Origin of the sequence: Fibrobacter succinogenes, assembly GCF_902779965.1 — a bacterium.
GTDB lineage: Bacteria > Fibrobacterota > Fibrobacteria > Fibrobacterales > Fibrobacteraceae > Fibrobacter > Fibrobacter succinogenes_F.
This window is the reverse complement of record NZ_CACZDK010000030.1, coordinates 1-16,583: the sequence shown is the minus strand read 5'-3', so window position 1 is coordinate 16,583 and position 16,583 is coordinate 1. Positions and strand designations below refer to the sequence as shown.

Sequence of the window (16,583 nt, the reverse complement as noted above, 5' to 3'; positions counted from 1 at the left end):
ATTCTAGTCTTTGATGGCTAAAATATATATAGTTGTGGCAGAAAAAATGTTAAAAAAGGTAAAAATTGAGTATGCATTCACGAAAAACCGATGTTCAGACCTATTCTCAGGTCTTTTTATCGTCTAAAAACTATGATTCCAAGAAAATTTATGCGAAAAGACGACTGTCTTTGATGAAAAAACTGGATTCGTTTTGCGTTTTTGCAGGAATGCCCGTTGAACCGGGGGGCGAGGAAGCCTTTGTTCAAACTTGGACGCGCTTTGTGCAGGATCCGGCGTTTTTGTACATGACCGGCGTGAATCAGGCGGGTTGTTATTTAGTTTTGGACCCGCGTAAATCTCGTTCGACGCTTTTTGTGCCTAAAAAAGATCCGTTCAAAGAATTCTGGGTGGGAAAACGCCTTGGTTTTGTTGATGGCGAAGATGTTGTTTCTCGTTTGACGGGTATCGATGAGGTTCGACCGGCTGAGGATGTGTGGACTTTTGTAGAATCGCTAGCGGTGGAATATTCAACGGGTAAGGATGCCGTGGACCATGCTTTTGCGTTCTATTACGAAAAGTTCGAAGGCGACCACAACGAAAAGCTCAAGGTCAAGATGAAAAGCGTGCTTCGTCGCTTTAAAATGCGCGTGATGAGCTGCGCGGACATGCACTTTGAAGACCGCTTGGTGCTGGAACCGGAACGTATCGGAGATGCTCGTGTGGCGCAAAATATTACCGACGACGCATTCCGTGCGCTGTTGTCTGCGATGAAAAACATGAAGACTGAACGTGATGCGGCGCTGTTCCTCAATTACGAAATGCAGCGCCGTGGAGACGGCGACCTTGCCTTCCCGACGATTGCTGCTGGCGGTAAGAACGCTTGTTGTTTGCACTATGTGAAGAATGACGAAGCGCTCCGCGATGGCGAATTTATCCTCTTCGACTTTGGTGTGCGGTTCGGCACCTTGCATAGCGATATTTCGCGCACAATCCCGGTCAATGGCAAGTTTGATCCGCTTCAAAAAATGTTGTACGAAATCGTGCTGGAATCGGCGAAGGTGTACCAGCGTGTGGTGCGCCCAGGTGTTTCACTGAAAGAAATTGGCATGATTTGCTGGGAGTTCATCATGATGGAGCTGGATCGCCGCCTTGTAAAGGGGGCGAAGGGAAGCTTTAAGTTGCTGTATGAAAAGAGGCCGCATGGGGTGAGCCACTTTATCGGGGAACATATCCACGAAGGAGACCCTGGTTCCCGTTCCTTGGATGTGGTGCTCAAGCCGGGGATGCTCATCTCTTGCGAGCCGGGACTTTATGGCGATTTTACGGCGACTATTGAAGGCAAGCGTTATCGCGAAAGTATTGGAATACGCATCGAAGATGATTTACTTATTACAAAAAGCGGATTTGAAAATATTTCGGAGCATATTCCGCGTACCGTTGAGGATATTGAAGTGCTGATGAAGTGATTTTTCTATCTTTTAGCTGTATAACATTTTGCAAAAAATATGAGGATTTTGTAAATGTGGAAAGTTAAAGGTGCTGTAAGATTCTTCTTATCTGTCCTTGCTACAGCTTTTGTTCAGGCGGGTGTATTTATTTACGCTCAAAAGATTCTCTCCGGATCGTTCTTTGCACAAAACGGTCTTATCTGGCAGAGCTTCATGCTCCAAATCTTTTTCCTTGCACCATACGTCTTGATGGTGTTCTTTGCCGGGTTCTTCACCAATAAGTTCTCGAAGAACAAGGTGATGGCTTGGTCGTCACTCATGATGACGCTGTTTGTTATAGCGCAGTCGGTGCTTGTGACGCTCGATTTCCCGAGAATCGCATTCTGGCTCTCTATCGGGCTTAGCTGCGGTTTTGCCATCCATAGTGCGGCAAAGTATGCCATTGTCAAGGAAATGTTCGGAGTGCGTCGCTTAAGCTATGCTAACGCATTCCTCCAAATCTTTAGTATTAGCGGTATCATCGCGGCATCGTGGCTTGCGATTGTCGGCGTGAACCTCATTAACCTTGACCAGCTTGTTTCTTACGAAGCCGTGCGCCGCATTACCTCCAAATCCGTTGTGATTCCGTGGATTCTTACGGCGGTGAGCGTGCTTGGTACTGTTGCGAATTTCATGATTCCTCGCGTGAAGTATCAAGACCCGAACGTGAGCATCGACAAGGTCAAGCGCCACTTGAGTCTTGGTTTCCGCGTGCCTACGCTGCGAGCTTCGATTATTGCGCTTTCGATGTTCTGGGCTTTGGCTCAGGTGTTTGTTCTTGTGTATCAGGACGTTTCCGGTTCTTCGACCGTGGACATGATGCAGGATTACATGTCGTTTGCGATTGTGGGCCTCATGATCGGTACGATTGTCGCGGCTCATTTCTCCAAGGACTTTATTGAATCGGGCTTTGTTCCGCTGGGCATGTTTGGCGCTTCGATTTGCATGTTCCTCGTGCCGTTCCTTGTGCATCCGGTTGCTCTTGTTGTGCTTTATTCCATGACCGGTTTCTTTGGCGGTCTCATTCTCGTTCCGGTCAATGCGCTGTTGCAGTACAACACGCGCCCGAATAACTCCGGGTCCGTGATTGCTCTTGCGAACTTAATTCAGGCCCTTGTGCTTGTGGTGTTCTTATTCGTGTTTACGATGTTGGTGCGCTCTACGGATATTCGTCCGCAGAACTACTTTATCGGCCTTGCTGTTATTTCGGTCGGTGTGTTTATCTGGTCGATTTACAACTTGCCGCAGGCCATGCTCCGCACGCTTCTCCGCTTTGTGTTCAGCCGCTATAGAATTCGCGTCTTGAATGTGCAGAATATTCCGAACGAAGGTCCGATCCTCCTCGTGGGTAACCACCATAGCTTTATCGACTGGGCGATGGTGCAGATGGCGTCTCCGCGTCCGCTTTGCATTGCAAGCAACAAGGACCATTTCGACAAGTGGTATTTGCGTGCTGTTCTCAAGCGCCTTGGCATGATACGTATCGACAACCGCAACCCCAAAATTGCGATGGACAAGATTCACGAAGTGCTCCTCGCAGGTAAGGCTGTCGTGATTTTCCCGTCGGGCGAAGTGTCCAAGTCCCCGCATGTAGAACCATTTACGATTGATTATTCATCTGCTGTTGATGGTACAAAGGCTCAGATTATCCCATTCTACATTCAGGGGTTGTGGGGCAGTAACTACAGCTACAGTTCTTCCAATATGTATGGTGCTTCGGCTGAACGCTCTGTCACTGTTGCCTTTGGAGATGCTCTTCCTGCCGATACGCCTCCTAACGAAATTCGTGCCATTATTCGCCGTATTTCCATTGATGCTTGGAACTATGCCGTTTCGTTTGTCCATCCGATTGCCGATAGCTGGATTCGCACTTACAAGAAGTACGTGAAGAACGGACCTGCTATTTATAGCCCGGATGGGGCTCATTTCTCGGGTTACAAGTTGATGGGTGCAGTGATGGCGTTCCGCGGTTACCTCAAGAAGACGCTTCGCAAGCATGAACAGAATGTGGGTATCATGCTTCCGCCGAGCCCTGCCGGCGTGATTGTGAACCTTGCTCTTTGGGTGATTGGCAAGACGAACGTGAACTTGAACTACACGTCATCTGTCGATAACGTAAAGTTCTGTTGCGAACGTGCCGAATGCTCGACCGTCATTACGAGCCGCCAGTTTGTGCAGAAATTGAAGGGCCGTGGAAACGACTACTCCCAAGTGGCATCGGATAAGGTGCGTTTGCTCTATGCCGAAGATATCATGAAGGAAATCCCGAAGGCGAAAATTGCCGCGTTCCTTGTGCTTTGCATGGTCATGCCGAGTTGGCTTATCCGTCTCTTGTTTGTGAAACATCGTTCCATGGACGACAATGCGGTAATCGTGTTCAGCTCCGGTTCCGAAGGAACGCCGAAGGGCGTGGAACTCACGCAGCGCAACATGATGGGCAACATCCAGCAGCTTGCTTGCATCATGAATGTGAGCCGTGGCGATGTGATGCTTTCGGAACTCCCGCTGTTCCATAGTTTTGGCCTTACGGTGACGACGCTTTTGAACCTCACGGAAGGCTGCCCGATTGTGGCCGTGGCCGACCCGACGGACGTTAAGACGATGTCTCGCGTTTGCGCGGAATTCAAGGTGACAATCATGGTGGCGACCCCGACGTTCCTGCGTGCGTTCACGGTGAGCCGCTACGTACACCCGTTGATGTTCAAATCCGTGCGTATTATCATTGCCGGTGCCGAAGCTCTCCGCCCGGAACTGGCGACGGCCTTCCGCCTCAAGTTCGGCAAGGAAATTTACGAAGGTTACGGCTGTACGGAAACGGCTCCGGTGGCATCGGTCAATACCGAAAATACGTTGTTCGATGACTATACCACGTTGCAGGTGAACAACAAGCCGGGTACGGTGGGCCCTGCGCTTCCGGGTACGCAGTTCTTGATTGTCGACCCTGAAACAAACGAACCGCTCCCGACTGGTGAAGCGGGTATGATTCTCATTGGCGGTTGCCAGGTGATGAAGGGTTACCTCAAGGACGAAGACCGCACGAAGAGCGTGATTGTCCAGAAGGATGGCATTCGCTATTACCGCACGGGTGACAAGGGCTATCTCGATGAAGATGGCTTCCTCACGATTGTGGACCGTTACAGCCGCTTTGCTAAGCTCGGCGGTGAAATGATTAGCCTTGGCGCTGTCGAAAAGAAGATTCAGGATACGCCTGTTTTGCAGGGCTGCGATTACGTTGTTACGGCAATCCCGGATGCGACCAAGGGCGAAAAGATTGTTCTTTTGTACCAGGGCGAAAAGGATCCGAAGGATGTGCTCTCGGAATTGCGTGCAAGCGGTATGCCGCCTCTCATGCTCCCGTCTGTTGCGTTTAACGTAGATGTGATGCCGAAGCTTGGTTCTGGCAAGGCTGACTTTGTGACCGCAAAGAAGATGGCTAAGGAATTGGTGGAAAAGAAGTAGGCGGCGGAGCCGTAGTTGCTAGTTGTTGTCGGTTGTTGTTAGATTATTGTTTGGCGGCTACACCGCGATCAATAAGACTGATGACACCGGCCAGTGACCACAGACAAGAAGGAAAAAGGAGAATGTAAACAAATGAAAGGCTTCACTCCCATACGCACGGTGCGTTTCATAGCTTCGCTTATTGCGATTTTTGGCATGATTCTTTTTGCCTTTGAACGCATATTGACCATGGTTTATGGTATTGCCGCTAACGCCGTGCGGACGGGGAATGGACTTACCGATTCGTTTATGGTGCGCTTCGCATCTGAAAACTTTTCTGGGGTCAAGAAGCTTTTGGGCATTCTGGATCAAGTGAAAGATTTGCTTCCGCTTGCGAATAAAGGCTTGCTCGTCTTGTTTGTCGTAAGCGTGACCTTGATGGTGATTGCCGCATTTGGTTTGACATTCCCGCGCCAATTTGGCCATGTGCTTGTGGCGATGAAACTCCTCAAGTGGCAAGGTGGCCTGGCGTCCGTAACCTCTGTAGCTAGTGATGCTCCGCATCCTGTCATTAGCGGGAAGGGCGTTTCGAAAAAGTTTAAGAGTGTATCGAAAGGGATCAAGAGGCTGTGGGGCAAAATAGTTGCTTGGTGCAAAAAGATGGTTGCTACGCTAAAAAAACTCCAGCCGAAATACTGGATTTTTATTGGATGCGCACTGGCGTTTGTTCTGGTGCTTGTCTTTGGAGTACGTGGTTGCTCGAATGTCGGGCTTTTTACTAGCACACAGAGCTTGACGGATGAATTGACGCAACAGACGCTGTTCTACATTAAGGCTCAAAAGTCATATTTTGCAAAGAACAGTAAAATCGGCGGCCCCAAAGCGCTGCAAATGCCGGATTCGCTTACAACGAGTTACTTTACGTACAATGTAAATGGCAGCCGATTTGCGGCAACGTTGAACAAGAATTTCAAGGATTGCCCTGCTGGGAGCAAGTGGTCTGTGAGTGCATCGACTAAAGGTTTCTTTACGGTGGACTTGGTGCTGTATCGTCAGGCTCCTAAGGATACCAATTGCACCATTATCGCTCCAAATTTCAAGAATATCGGAAGGAAGTAGCAGACTGAGAGCAAAACTTAGAAGAGTGTTATCCCGAGCTGTCATCCTTGCGCAAACGAAAAATCATTGATTGATTCCATGGTGTAGCTTTCGCCGGTAAAGTCATCCTCGCGTAAGCGAGGATCCATTATTTCTTGAGTTCCATTTGGGAGTGGCTCCATTATGTTTCTTTCGAAAGATCTCGAATTTTTGGGATTACATTTTTTATATTCTATTTTGTATGATGTAAAAAGTCGTGATGAATAGATTCTTGGAGGATTATATGAAAAATTTGTTGTCTTTGGCAGCTTTGTTATTGCTTTTTACACTAAGCGCTTGCTCCGTAAGTGGCGTTAACTCAAAAAGTACAAGTAGCAATTTGTCTAATGCGTTGTCAAAAGTTTCGTATCCTAGATTATGGGACGATTTCGAAATTCCGTATATCGGGAAAAAATTAAAAATTGGTGAGCGTGAATACAGCACCCAAGAAGTTGTAGAAATTGTCAGCGGTCTCGATGCGAAGGTTTTGCAAGCTTTGCAAGCGAATATGATAAAATCTGAAAATGCGCTTTTGCTGGATTTGCCAAGCGTAAAAAAGACTTTAGATACCATGTCGATTGACGATGGTGCTGTGAATGCGCTAAAGGTGGAAGATTTTTTATCGGCGATAAATATCAGAATCGAAGCTCAAAATGATTCTGCGGCGGATGTTTTCGATGTCTTTAAAGAATCGGAGGATGTGCTGAAGCATGTTGATGTTCTTGGTAAGTCGTTGGCTATTGAATTTTATCCAAAGATTGAAAAGCAAAATGTCGATTTTGCCATAATGAATTTTGAAACGGATATCAATGCGGTTGTTTCTTTTGATGTGAAAACAACAATTGCAAAAGACAATGTTTTCTTGATGTCGAATTATGATTCATTTGTATTGGATTTGCCCGATATTACACAAGCGAAGGTCGGTAAAATTTTACCATTCCAACTGAATGAGGGTAACTTGAAAATATCTATAACATCAAGTGGTGCTCAAGATAATTTTGAATTTAATAATAAAGTAAAAGCAGTGCAATTCTCAATAGACAAGTATTTTGAAAAACTTGAAGCTATAGAGATACCTCTCTTGGATAGAAACGGATTTTTATTGGATGGAGCTGAATCTAGTGTTAAAAATATTGCTGAAATTGCTGATGATTATAGCAAGTTTACGCAGTACGGAATTGCATTGTCCATTGCTCAAGATTACGAAATCGAATTATCGAAGTTGAATAAAATAATTGAAAAGTACTTGCATAAATTTAAGTTCTTGAGCAATGTCGCTGTTTTGGGCAAAATTCTTACGGACGATAAAATTCATGAAATCAATAACGAAGAATTTGTGAATCTGAATGAATATTCAGTGCTAGATGAAAATAAAAGACTTAAATTGGTTGATGGAAAAAATGCAGTTATGTATAAACTTACTTTAAAACCATTCAAGTATGCTAGAAATGTGAGCTTAGATTTGTTTAATGCTCATGATTTTGATAGCGAAATGACTTGTTATTTCAAACTTGTTTTTTATGTTCACAAGGGAAGTAAGGCTATTGCTTTAGACCATCTTGATCTTGATAAAATGGATTTAGCGTTGTCGGCGAATGTTGAAAAAATTCAGCATGGAAAGAATGTTTTTGTATTCGGTGATGGATCGCAAAGGAATAAAGGCAAGCTTAGTTATTCTGTGAGCTTTAATCCGAAAAATGCGGAATCGGTTGATGATTTTCATCCTTTATTGAATATAGATTACGAATCTTTGAAGATTATGGATGATGGTAATGTTGTGAAAATTTTGAATAACAATAACCTTAAAGAACGCTTTAGTTATGATTTCAAAAAGAGAATGTGGAATGCTCCAAATTCTTTAGAATAAAGAATTGCTGCATTGCATTTTTTGACAACACAATGATTTCAAGGAACCTCGATAAGGGGTTCTTTTTTATTATAATTAAAGACAAGGGTTGTATAATTTGTCACGTGGGTGACAGCTTTTTGTTTGGAGGACAAATGCTAAAAAAAATCCTAATGTCAATTGCCGTACTCGGTGCGGTAAGTTTTGCGCAGGACCCGAACCTGCATATTTACCTTGCTTACGGGCAATCGAACATGTCCGGGCAGGCGACAGTAACCGATAAAGACCGTGTGCAGGACCCGCGATTCCTGGTGTTGCGAGCCGCAAATCATTCCAACCAGAAGGTAGGCGAGTTCTATCCGGCGGCACCTCCGATGGGGCATAGTCAATCCAAGGTGGGAATTGTCGATATCTTTGGACGCAAAATGGTGAAGGAACTCCCGGACAGCATCAAAATTGCCGTCGCGAACGTAGCTATTGGCGGGCAGAGCATCGACTTGTTTGACAAGGACCGCAACAAGTCTTACGTTCAAAGCGCAAAGAACAAGGGCGATACCTGGTGGATTCAGTACCTGGACGAATATGGCGGTGATTTGTACAAACGCATTGTGGAGATGGGCAAAATCGCAAAGCAGAAAGGCGTCATCAAGGGCTTCTTGTTCCATCAGGGCGAAGCGGACTACCAGATGAACGACTGGCCGAAACGCGTCAAGAAAGTTTATGACGACTTGATCAAGGAACTGGAACTGGACCCGGAAAAGACCCCGATTCTCATTGGTGAGCTTGCTCCAACGGGTGATTTGGGTTGGCGTAACGATGCCGTGAAACAGGCCGCGGACCTCATCCCGAACGGACACTTGATTTCGGCACAGGGTTGCCCGGCGCTTAAAGAGGCGAGCTATACTTTGCACTTCACTCGTGAAGGGTATGAAAAATTTGGCGAACGCTATGCCGAAAAAATGCTCGAAATCCTCAAGTCGCAGGAACCGCCTCCTGACACGAGCAAGAAAGATACTGTCGTGACGGATTCTTCGAAAACGGATACGACCGCTCAGGATAGCACAAATGCCATTCGAAACTTGCCAAGTGTACGTGCGGTAGAATCGCAGTCGCCAAGACTTTATTTTGATTATAGCGAACAAAGTCTGTTTGTCCGGTTCAAGAAAAACGGCGTTGAACGTCGTTACGGCGTGAGCGGCCAAAAACAGTAGTAGAATTCTGTAAATTGTTATATCATTGTGGCATTTTCATGGCGGACTCCTGTGCTGAGCAATGTCGAAGCATGAGCCGCCATTTTTTGTGACTAAGATTCCGGCTCAAGTCCGGAACAACGTAGGAGCTTGCTCATGCATTGGATAATTGCGGCTTATGCACGAAGAGCAATGACGCGGGAGTCGAGTGATGCAGAAACATGTTTTTTTATTACAGCATCTATTAATTTCATCATCGTCGAAATTTCGGTATTTTTCGTTGTCTCAAGACTACTTTGCATTAATTAACTCTTGCACTTGAGAGTGCGAGAGCGTATATTAATAGTACCTAGAATGTTCTAGGGTTGTTGATGGGTTGTGATATGAGACTATTTCCGCAAATTGTATGCGTTGCCGCTGTTGTCGCATTCGCAGACGTAAACTGGATTCCGCAGTGTGAAAGCAATGGCTTTACGCTGATTCGTTCTTCGGAACATTTCGAGGTTTGCAAAAAGCCGACGAGCGATGATGGCAAGGCGAATAATGTTGCCATTCCGACATCGGATGCAGAGGGCGTGCTCCAGTCGCTTGAAAAAGTCTATTCATTCTATATCGATTCGCTCGGCTGGATGCTCCCGTTCCCGAAAAGCCCGGACCGAAAACTCAAAAGCAACATTTACGTGTTCGACAACTCTGTGATGGCGGCACTTTACGGTGGCCAGGACTACGTGAAGGGATTGAACAACGAATTTGGCCCCGGCATGTGGATTGGCGTTGGTTCCCTCAAGGATTATTGGGGTACGTCGCACGAATTCGCTCACGGCTTGCAGGGCGTTGCCGGCTGGATGGGCAACAACAGCCATTCGGGGTGGTTCGCCGAGAGCCACGCGAATTGGATGGCGCACCAGTACAATCCAAATGACGCTCATTGCTCGGAATATCTGATTAACTATCCGTATTTGTATTACGGTTCGACGCGCGACCGTTATTGCAACTGGCAATTTTTGGAACACCTCAAAGAAGAATTTGGAGGTGGCTACAAGGGAGCGCACGAAGTCAACCGCATCTGGATGGAATCGATTCGCGACGGGGAAGATGGTCGCATGGAGCAGACTCCGTTTAGCGCGATGATGATGGTCTATGGCTGGTCGCTAGAACAGTTGAACGAACAGTTCGGAAAGTTCGCCATGAAAAACGCGACGCTTGAATACGCTCCGACAAAAAAGAGTTTGTACAAAAAATCCTATGGCGATTATGAATTTAAGACGCGTCGTGACGCAAGCTGGGGCGACAATTACCGTAGGCATACGCGTGTGACCATGCTGAACAAGATGGAGTGTACCGCAGACGAGGAGTGCGCGGACCGTTACGTTTCGCCCTCTTACTGGGCTCCGCAGCGTTGGGGTTATAACCTTGTGCGCATTTATCCAGAAACGGCGGGGAAGGTGACAATCAAGTTCCGCGGAATCGTGCAAGAGAAACCTACTGTTAGCGGATATAAATGCTTTGGCGACAATACCGACTACTACAAAGGAAAAACGTACAATTGGTGCAATTACGCCCCGGACAAATTGCCGAATCCAGCTTCGGGCTGGACGGTTGGCCTTGTGGCGGAAGGCAGTGACGGCACGCCGCGATACAGTGAAATGAAGCATGGAACGGGTTTCAATCTTGAAATCGAGACTAAGGCGAACGATAAGGCTTTGTGGCTTGCCGTGACGGCGACTCCGACCGAAATGCAGACGATTTTGTGGGACCAATTCTACTACAGCATTTACCGCTATCCATACATGATTGAAGTCGTAAACGGCGTTCCCGAAGGTTATAACAAGGACTTCTGGAAGCCTTCGAATGCAAGCGGCTATACTAAGCATGCAAATGGCGGCGGTCTCGTGAGCAACAAGGCGAAAGTGGCTGCAACGGCTTATGTGGGGCCCGATGCGGTCGTGAACGGCGGTACGATTTCTGGGAACGCTCGCATCGAGGATTTTGCAGTCGTGAATGGCGGAACAATTAGCGATAACGCTGTGGTACGCGGTCGAGCGCTCGTGACTGCGGGAAACATCAGCGGCGATGCCGTGCTCGAAGAGGATGCCTGGCTCGTAAGCGGAACGATTAGCGGCAAGGCTAAAGTCGGTGCGATTTCGATTATCGTGAATACGACCGTGACCGACAACGCACAGGTCTATGGCGTGATGTGGGCGGTAAATGGCAAGAAACTTTCCGGCACGGCTCAGCTTCGCGGCGACCTCGAAAACAACTTCGATAAGGAAATCTCAAAGGGAATTTTCTACGGCATGGTCGATAATGGAATGCTTGGCAATGCAAATTACGGTGCAAACCTCACGACGCCCCCGACCGATGCGACCGCAAGCATTAAAAATGCCAAGTGGTACGCCGTTGCGGATGATTCGATTGCTTCGGGCGATACGTCGAGAACCGCAATTCCGGTATTGCCACGCGAAGCCGATTTGAATTTCGTGCACGCAAGTCTTCAGGTTTTTGATCTCTCTGGCAAAAAGCTTGGTACAATTCTCTCGACGGATGATTTAAAATCTTCCCTCGGCACAGCCGGATTCAATAACGGTGTCTATATCGTCCGTAACCCGCATAGCAAGCGGTCGCTACGCATTCTCCTGAACCGCTGAAACTAAAATTTTACACCAGTCGATTATTTTAGACGCGATTTGCATTTGCTTTCGCGTCCTTTATTTTGCTATTTTATCCGTCAAGAATAAAAGTTATAAAGAAGGAATCATGAATACGACAACGCTTCTTGCACACCGCCTTTTGGGTGCGTTGGTCCTTGCACTCTGCTTTGGCAATGTGCATGCGTCCATGGCAAGACCCGATTTGGACCATTTCTATTCGTCCAGGAACCGCTATTTGTACACTCCGAAAATCGTCTGTTGCAAGAATAATGCGAAGTTCAACGATCCTTCGACAGCCTTGAAACTTGAAGTCGCCAGCGCGGATTCGAGCATTCCCCGAGTTGATGAAAATTTTGAAATTCCGCATGTCGTAAGCGGTCATTCCTTGACGTTCTCCATTTACTCTTCTTATTTTTGGGGTCCTAGTGCAAATTTGAAAGTAGGCGATTATTGGTATAGTGTTTCTGAAATAATCGGTAAGGTCGATGCCGTGAGGACAAACATCATGCTTGCCATGAAGGGCAATATGAGAGAATACAAGGACACGCTGTTGTTGGACTTGCCTGGCCTCAAAAAGACGATGGATTCCTTGAATTCGAAGATGGGTTCTCGACTGTTTTCCGATTTCTTTTCGTCTATCAATCTCAACTTGATGCATGATGCCGATTCCAAGGTGGAGTCCATTGATCTCCTGACGCTGAAAGAAGATTCTTGCATGTCGAACACGTATGCCAAATTGTCGGGCATCGATTTCAAGCTCAATACGGATAGCGTACATTTGGATTTGGGACCCCTGAAAAAAGATTCTCCCCTCAATGCTGTTGTTTCGTTCGATTTTAAAATTTCGAAATTCAAGGAGAATCCTGAACTGAATACAAATTTCAAGTCATTTGTCCTGGAAATGCCAGGATTGACGTCCGAGAATACGAAAGGCTGGCCGGCTCGGATCAAGGAAGGCAATTACAAGATTTTCCTGTCCAAGGATGGGGCGAAGGATAACCTGGAGTTGATAGATGAAATAGGGGAGGTGTATTTTTCGCTGAAGGGTTATTATTGGGCTTTGGACATTGTCGAAATCCCATTTCTTGAAAAAAAGGAATTCTCCTATGGAAAGAGTAAATACAGCATAAGGGAGATTGTCGAAAATCTCGATGAGTATCTCCACATTGTTCAATATGGAGTGGATTGTGCTATTGGAGATGACAACAAGATAAATCTCTCTGATGCGAAAAAAGTAATGGATAGCATTTTCGTGAAAAAAATCCCGTTGGGCGGAGTGTCCATATTGAACCGCACTCTACGGGATGTGCGGAAGGAATATGACGAACGTGATTTTGTGAAGTTGTATGGAGATTCTTTGCAAGCTGTTACGGGGAGTGTCCCGTTGCATGAAGGGAAGAATTATATTGTTCTTAAAATTTCGCCCCAAAAGCTGATGTATCTCCCGAAATTTGATATGAATATGAAAAATACACAGCGTTTTGAAGCCGAAGTCGATGTCTATGTTAAAATTCTGATTTATCTCGCGAAAGGGGGCACTCTAGTCTATGACGCCCTGATTCTCGATAAAGTGGATTTGTCGTTGTCCAACCATGTTTATTCCATGGGGGTCGGAATGTTTGATACCAAGTTCGGAGATGGTCATGAGGAAAATTATGGAAAGCTTCGCTATAATGCGAGTATAAATGCGAAAGATGCAGATTCTGTGATGAGGGCTCATCCGTCTATGGTCGTGGATTTTGATTCCCTCTCGTTCAAGGTTGGCTATTCTGTTGTTTTGCCCATGAAGAACAAAGGCGGCAGGGATAAGTTTACTTACGATTTTAACCGTGGCGAATGGAATGTACCCGCTCCTTTAAAACGTTTTACCTCGTTCACTGGCGAAGATTTGCTCGCCCATGTCTATGCCATCGGGAACGCCCTGCGTGAGTTGCGCAACCATGCGGATGGTTCGGCGACGGCGGATTCCATTGGCGAGGCTGTCAAAAACGTTGCGGCGGTTGTCGAGAAAATGGACCGCGTCGTCTTCGTGGATACTACGAAATACAACAGCAACGGCCTTGTGAAAAACATGGGTGCGAAGTACCGCAGGAGCTTTGGCGACGTGCAGGATTTTGCCGAAAAATTTAACAGTGCCTGGAAAAATGTCTTTGGAACCAAAGGCCTGTGCAAAATCGAATTTCTCGATGCCAAGAAAAAGGCGGTCGCTGCTGAACGGGACTTGTTCAAGGGGAAAATCGCCTATGCAAAAATCTCGTTCGACTTGGACTTCGGATTGCGACCGGATTTCGGGCAGGAGCTGGTAAAAATCCTGCGTAAACGTCTGGCGGAATTCCCGACAAAGGCTCAAGTCGCATTCTCCCGAGACGGGAAATTGACCATCGATTTACTGGTTGAATTTAAGTAAGAGACTGATGTAGAAAAGCCCCGGACTCAAATCCAGGACTTACAACAGGTATTACATTTGTGGCGACACCGCTCAAATTGAAAGGCGTGAATGGATAATAATAAATTTATGTGGTAATAAATATGCGTTATTTAGGATTATCAAAAAAGAAAAAATATTGGTATGTTGTTTTTGTGATGACTATTTTGCTAATGGTTGGCATAAACGATGCGAAAACGAACGCATCCCCCAAAAAACAAAATTTAGTTGATTGTTGCGATGAGGATCTTGATGATTATAGAATGCCGGTAGAAGGAAATCCTATTGTAAAGTTGAACGTTGATACTTTAGATTCGTTACCTGCAATAAGCGAAAATTATATAATCCCGTATGTCGGAAAAAAGCTGAAAATAGCAGGAAAAGAGTATAGTGCTTATGAAATAATTAGAATAATCGATAATGCTAGAGCGGATATTATGCGGTCTTTACACGTTCAGGCGAAACCTGGTATAATGCTTCGTGTGGATATGCAGGGGGTGAAGGCTGTTGTTGATTCGTTGAAGAAAAAAAGTATTCCATTCTCTGCAATAAATCTAAAAATGAAGAAAAACTATTATTTGGGTACGCCTATAGACACGATTAATCTTTTAAAATACGACAAAGAATATTTTTTGTGGGATTCCAAAGATTCTTTAAAAATTGAATTTATTTTAAAAACAGACCGACAGAATGTAAGTTTTGAAACTATTAAAGCAAAATCGCAAATTACGGCTACGTTTGGGGCTGATTTTGTATTTGCCAAAGAAAAAGACGGATATTCCCTTGGTGCTAAATTTGACTTTTTTACGATGGATGTTCCTGGTATAACAAGGGAGAATACGTTCTCGTTACCTGGGCCTTATTTCGTTGAAGAGGGTAATTTGAAAATTTTTATAACGAAAAAAGAGGTGAAGACTAATATTCGCGATGAATCTCTTGTAGTGGATATTGAACTTGATAAATTGAAAAATGTACAACTACCTTTTTTTGGACAACTTGCGTTTTCAAGCGGAAAGAAACCTTTATCGTTAGAAGAAATTGTTGAAAGGATAAGAATGCTCAGTGTATATACGCAATATGCTTTGGATTATGGCATTGACCTTGATAAAGATGGTAATGAAGGAACCTTAGACCTTAACACCGTGAAGAAAAATTTAGCACGGTTTTCTAGAAAAATTTCTCCTGTAGGCCATATTGCGATATTGAATGAGTCTTTGAAATACATGTTTGATAAATATGATGAAAGCAATTTTTATTATATGCAAAACTCAAAAAATTTGAGTAAAATAAATAAAGCCAAATTGCATAATCAGTCAAATACGCTTGTGTATAAAATAACTTTAGATTCTATTGTTTTTGCAAATAATGTTGATTCTAGTCTAATAAATGGAAAGGGCTTTAACGCTAGTATTGATGCCTATATTAAGCTTGCTTTTTCCATAGCTAATGGCTTTATTATTATGGAGTCTTGTGATATTGAAAAGATTGATTTGAGAATTTTATCAGATGTAAAGGATTTAAATATTCCACCGCTTAAGGCTGTATTTTATGATGGATTGTCAAAAAAATATGGCAAGTTCCGTTATTCAGTTCGTATCAATCTTGAATCCGTTTTATTGCATGATTCCGTAGAAGTTCAAAATCCCGCTATGGTTGTTGATTATGATGCTTTATCGCTAAAGTATGGCACGCTTTCTTTGAATGGAAAATTTAGAAAAGATCAAGTTGTCTATGATTTTGAAAAAGGGAATTGGGTAATTCCTCGTTCTTTAGAATCAAGTATTTTTTTCTCGGATGAACTTTTGTCTAAAACTTATTTTATTGTGAATGCATTGCGAAATTTGCGAGAGCGTACTGAAAAAGAAACAAATGGATTTTCGGCAGAAACTGCCAAAAATGTTCCTGGTTTTGTTGAAAAGTTTGAACAAGTTGTTTATGGAAATGGCACGGAACAATGCAAGTATGGTCTTATTGAACAAAATTATGATAAACAGCGTAAACAGTTTGTCTATAAAAAACGCTATAGCGATTTATTTGATTTTGTGAAAAAGTATAATGAAGCATGGAAAATTGTATTCAAAGGAGATTCACTTGAAAAACCTTGTGAAGTCAAGTATCTCGATGTAAAGAAAAATGAAATTATAGACGGATCAGCAGCCAAAGTGGCGTGTATAAAATTTGTTTTTAATTTTGGCGCAAATATTGATCCGGTTCTCGTAGAAATGCTGAACGAGCAATTGGCTGAATTTTCATCAGATGGCAAAGCCCATGTCAATGCAAATGGAAACGTATTGCTTGAATTGACGATGGATTTAAAACGATAAAATCGAAAGTCACAAGCCACCCCTAAGAGGGGTGGCTTGCTTTGCCCCTAGAAGGGGCTGTTACTGCCAGCGCCTTAATGACGCTGGCTTTCTCTTCGTTCAA

8 protein-coding genes are annotated in these 16,583 nt (G+C 44.7%); all 8 read left to right on the top strand.

The genetic code is table 11. From position 1 onward, the window contains the following. Nucleotides 1-71 precede the first annotated feature (71 nt). Nucleotides 72-1,448, top strand: a complete 1,377-nt coding sequence (locus HUF13_RS13015; RefSeq protein ID WP_173475543.1) for an aminopeptidase P family protein — start codon at nt 72-74, stop codon at nt 1,446-1,448. Between the two features lie 54 nt (nt 1,449-1,502). Then, a complete protein-coding gene (locus tag HUF13_RS13010; protein ID WP_173475542.1) occupies nt 1,503-4,928 on the top strand; it encodes an MFS transporter in 3,426 nt (1,141 codons plus the stop codon). 132 nt (nt 4,929-5,060) lie between these two features. Further along, a complete protein-coding gene (locus tag HUF13_RS13005; RefSeq protein WP_173475541.1) occupies nt 5,061-6,026 on the top strand; it encodes a hypothetical protein in 966 nt (321 codons plus the stop codon). A 262-nt stretch (nt 6,027-6,288) separates the two neighbouring features. Next, nucleotides 6,289-7,911, top strand: a complete 1,623-nt coding sequence (locus tag HUF13_RS13000; protein WP_173475540.1) for a hypothetical protein — start codon at nt 6,289-6,291, stop codon at nt 7,909-7,911. Nucleotides 7,912-8,045: 134 nt separating this feature from the next. Beyond that, nucleotides 8,046-9,101, top strand: coding sequence for a sialate O-acetylesterase (locus HUF13_RS12995; protein WP_173388102.1), 1,056 nt, complete (start codon nt 8,046-8,048; stop codon nt 9,099-9,101). A gap of 362 nt (nt 9,102-9,463) precedes the next feature. Next, nucleotides 9,464-11,728, top strand: coding sequence for a DUF6055 domain-containing protein (locus tag HUF13_RS12990; protein ID WP_304039157.1), 2,265 nt, complete (start codon nt 9,464-9,466; stop codon nt 11,726-11,728). Between the two features lie 109 nt (nt 11,729-11,837). Beyond that, nucleotides 11,838-14,138 carry a hypothetical protein gene (locus HUF13_RS12985; protein ID WP_173475538.1) on the top strand — a complete coding sequence of 767 codons (2,301 nt, stop codon included), beginning with the start codon at nt 11,838-11,840 and terminating at the stop codon, nt 14,136-14,138. Nucleotides 14,139-14,260: 122 nt separating this feature from the next. After that, nucleotides 14,261-16,480, top strand: a complete 2,220-nt coding sequence (locus tag HUF13_RS12980) for a hypothetical protein (RefSeq protein WP_173475537.1) — start codon at nt 14,261-14,263, stop codon at nt 16,478-16,480. Nucleotides 16,481-16,583: the final 103 nt, after the last annotated feature.

Coding starts and splice junctions, on each gene's coding strand:
- HUF13_RS13015 (WP_173475543.1), top strand. CDS start 72: ATGCATTCACGAAAAACCGATGTTCAGACCTATTCTCAGGTCTTTTTA.
- HUF13_RS13010 (WP_173475542.1), top strand. CDS start 1,503: ATGTGGAAAGTTAAAGGTGCTGTAAGATTCTTCTTATCTGTCCTTGCT.
- HUF13_RS13005 (WP_173475541.1), top strand. CDS start 5,061: ATGAAAGGCTTCACTCCCATACGCACGGTGCGTTTCATAGCTTCGCTT.
- HUF13_RS13000 (WP_173475540.1), top strand. CDS start 6,289: ATGAAAAATTTGTTGTCTTTGGCAGCTTTGTTATTGCTTTTTACACTA.
- HUF13_RS12995 (WP_173388102.1), top strand. CDS start 8,046: ATGCTAAAAAAAATCCTAATGTCAATTGCCGTACTCGGTGCGGTAAGT.
- HUF13_RS12990 (WP_304039157.1), top strand. CDS start 9,464: ATGAGACTATTTCCGCAAATTGTATGCGTTGCCGCTGTTGTCGCATTC.
- HUF13_RS12985 (WP_173475538.1), top strand. CDS start 11,838: ATGAATACGACAACGCTTCTTGCACACCGCCTTTTGGGTGCGTTGGTC.
- HUF13_RS12980 (WP_173475537.1), top strand. CDS start 14,261: ATGCGTTATTTAGGATTATCAAAAAAGAAAAAATATTGGTATGTTGTT.